Annotated in this window: 2 protein-coding genes and 1 pseudogene; 1 reads left to right on the top strand and 2 read right to left on the bottom strand. The window is 70.0% G+C overall.

Features of this window, described 5'->3' with window-relative positions:
• A pseudogene (locus ACK42S_RS17305) lies at positions 1-274 on the top strand (bis(5'-nucleosyl)-tetraphosphatase (symmetrical)); the annotation flags it as partial.
• Here ACK42S_RS17305 and ftsH read toward each other — a convergent pair.
• Both ftsH and ACK42S_RS17295 read right to left on the bottom strand, forming a co-directional pair.
• Positions 269-2,128, bottom strand: a complete 1,860-nt coding sequence (gene ftsH / locus ACK42S_RS17300) for an ATP-dependent zinc metalloprotease FtsH (RefSeq protein WP_409710504.1) — start codon at positions 2,126-2,128, stop codon at positions 269-271. The pseudogene ACK42S_RS17305 and the gene ftsH overlap by 6 nt on opposite strands.
• 26 nt (positions 2,129-2,154) lie before the next feature.
• The gene (locus ACK42S_RS17295) at positions 2,155-2,460 is read right to left on the bottom strand and encodes a chaperone modulator CbpM (RefSeq protein WP_409710501.1); all 306 of its coding nucleotides are present in this window, start codon (positions 2,458-2,460) and stop codon (positions 2,155-2,157) included.
• Positions 2,461-2,579 lie beyond the last annotated feature (119 nt).

The following is a 2,579-nucleotide window of genomic DNA, read 5'->3' as shown; positions in this document are numbered from 1 at the left end:
ACTGGACCTGAGCCTCAAGGACGGCGCGCAAGCCGCGCCACCGGGCATGTTCCCCTGGTTCGACGTGCCCGGCCGACGCACGGCCGGCACCCCGATCGCCTGCGGGCATTGGTCCACCCTGGGTTTGCGGGTGCGCGAAGACCTGCTGGCCATCGACACGGGCTGCGTGTGGGGCGGCCGGCTCACCGCCGTGCGCGTGGACGGCGGCCGCCGTGAGGTGGTGCAGGTCGAGTGCGCGCAGGCCCAGGTGCCAGGCGGCGAGCCCGGCTCATGAGGCCGGCTGCGACGCTTCACGATCCGGCTCGCGCAGCGATCGCGTCAACTCCTTCAGGGCCGCCTCGTCCAGGGTCTCGCGCGCCAGCAGCTCGCGGGCGCCGCGCTCGAGCAGGTCCCGGTGCGAGCGCAGCAGCGCCAGGGTGCGGTCGAAGGCGCGCGTGACGATCTCGCGCACGGCTTCGTCGATGCGGTGCTGCGTGTCCGGACTGATGTTGCGCGCCGGCTGCAGCGCCCCGGGCACCTCCAGGAAGCGCGCAGGCTGCGCCTCGTAGGCCACATGGCCCAGGTCTTCGACCATGCCGTAGCGCGTGACCATGTCGCGCGCGATGTCGGTGACGCGGGCCAGGTCGTCGGCCGCGCCGGTGGACCAGTGACCGAACACCAGCTTCTCGGCCGCGCGCCCGCCGAGCAATACCATGAGCTTGTGTTCGAGCTCCTCGCGCGTCATCAGGAAACGGTCCTCGGTGGGGCGCTGGATGGTGTAGCCCAGCGCACCGATGCCGCGCGGGATGATGGAGACCTTGTGCACGGTGTCGGTGCCCGGCAGCGACAGTGCCACCAGCGCATGGCCCATCTCGTGGTAGGCGACGACTTCGCGCTCACGCGGGTTGAGCACGCGGTTTTTCTTCTCCAGCCCGGCAACGATGCGCTCGATGGCCACGGTGAAGTCCTGCAGCTCCACTTCAGCGGCGCCCCGCCGCGTGGCCGCCAGGGCCGCCTCGTTGCACAGATTGGCCAGGTCGGCCCCGGAAAAGCCAGTGGTCAGCGCGGCCACTTGCTCCAGATCGGTCTGCGGCGACAGGCGGATCTTCCTCACATGCACTTGCAGGATCTGCACGCGGCCGGCCTTGTCCGGGCGGTCCACCAGCACCTGGCGGTCGAAGCGGCCTGCGCGCAGCAGCGCGGGGTCGAGGATCTCGGGCCGGTTGGTCGCCGCCAGCAGCACCAGGCCGGAGGTGGAGTCGAAGCCGTCGAGTTCGACCAGGAGCTGGTTGAGCGTCTGCTCGCGTTCGTCGTGCCCGCCCACGGCACCGGCCGCCCCCCGGGCGCGGCCCAGGGCATCGAGTTCGTCGATGAAGATGATGGCCGGGGCCTTCGCGCGGGCCTGCTCGAACAGGTCGCGCACGCGCGCGGCGCCCACGCCGACGAACATCTCGACGAACTCCGAGCCGGAGATGCTGAAGAAGGGCACCCCGGCCTCGCCGGCCACGGCCTTGGCCAGCAAGGTCTTGCCGGTGCCAGGCGGGCCCACGAGCAGCACCCCTTTGGGGCTGCGTGCGCCCAGCCGCCCCTGGCCCTGCGGGTCCTTCAGGAAAGCGACGATCTCCTGCAGCTCGGCCTTGGCCTCGTCGACGCCGGCCACGTCGGCGAAGGTCACGCCGGTGTCCTTCTCGACGTAAATCTTCGCGCGGCTCTTGCCAATGCTCATGAAGCCGCCCATGCCCTGCTTCTCGGCCAAGCGGCGCACCAGGAAGAACCACACCCCGAAGAACACCAGGGCCGGCACCACCCATGACAGCAGATCGCGCAGGAAGGTGCTCTCGACCACGCGGGTGTAGGGTACGCCGTACTGCGACAGCCGCTCGGCCAGCGCCGGCTCCACCCGGTTGGCCACGATGACGCTCTTGCCACGCGGCTCGGGGTTCTTGAGCTTGCCGGTCAGCGTGGTCTCGCCCACCACGACCTCGGCCACACGGCCTTCGGCCAGCGCGCGCTCAAATTCGCTGTAGGGCACGGGCTCGACGATGCGCTGGCTTTGCCACAGGTTCTGCAGTGACAGCAGGATCAGCAGGGCGAGCAGCCAGTAACCGATGTTCCATCGGGTCTGGGGATCGGGGGTTTTCATCGCCATGGCCATCCTCGGCATCAGACAGGAGTTCACAAGCCGGCACGGGCGAGCCGGCGGCGCAAGGCGTCGATTTCGTCGTGCAGATCCGCCACCAAGGCCGCCAGCTCGGGCACGGCATCGAAATGGCGCTCCAGATGCACCATGCAGCGCACGCGGCGCAGTGTGGCCGCGTCGAAGCGCCAGGCCGAGGCGCACTCGCCGCTGGCCTGCACGATCAAACCGCGATGCACCCGTTCGAGCACCCATTCAGGGCTGACAAGGGCGCAGCGGCACAAGGTCTCGAGGTCGAGCAGGGCCTCCTCGGGCCCCACCGCGGGACGGACATCTCGGCTCATGGGCGGTTCCCTCCGGATTCGGCGTCGGCCGGGGCTTGCCGGCGCGCATCGAACTCGGGCAACGCCGCGGCCACCTTCTCGTAGAGCTGCCGCGCCCTCAGATGGTGGGGGCTGGGCAG

Origin of the sequence: Caldimonas sp., assembly GCF_046289365.1 — a bacterium.
Taxonomy (GTDB): Bacteria; Pseudomonadota; Gammaproteobacteria; order Burkholderiales; family Burkholderiaceae_C; genus Caldimonas.
Note: the sequence above shows the minus strand (reverse complement) of the source record. Positions and strands in the feature narration are given on the sequence as shown.

Bases quoted from the DNA above. Each gene is read 5' to 3' on its own strand.
- ACK42S_RS17295 (WP_409710501.1), bottom strand. From the start codon at position 2,460: ATGAGCCGAGATGTCCGTCCCGCGGTGGGGCCCGAGGAGGCCCTGCTC.
- ftsH (WP_409710504.1), bottom strand. From the start codon at position 2,128: ATGGCGATGAAAACCCCCGATCCCCAGACCCGATGGAACATCGGTTAC.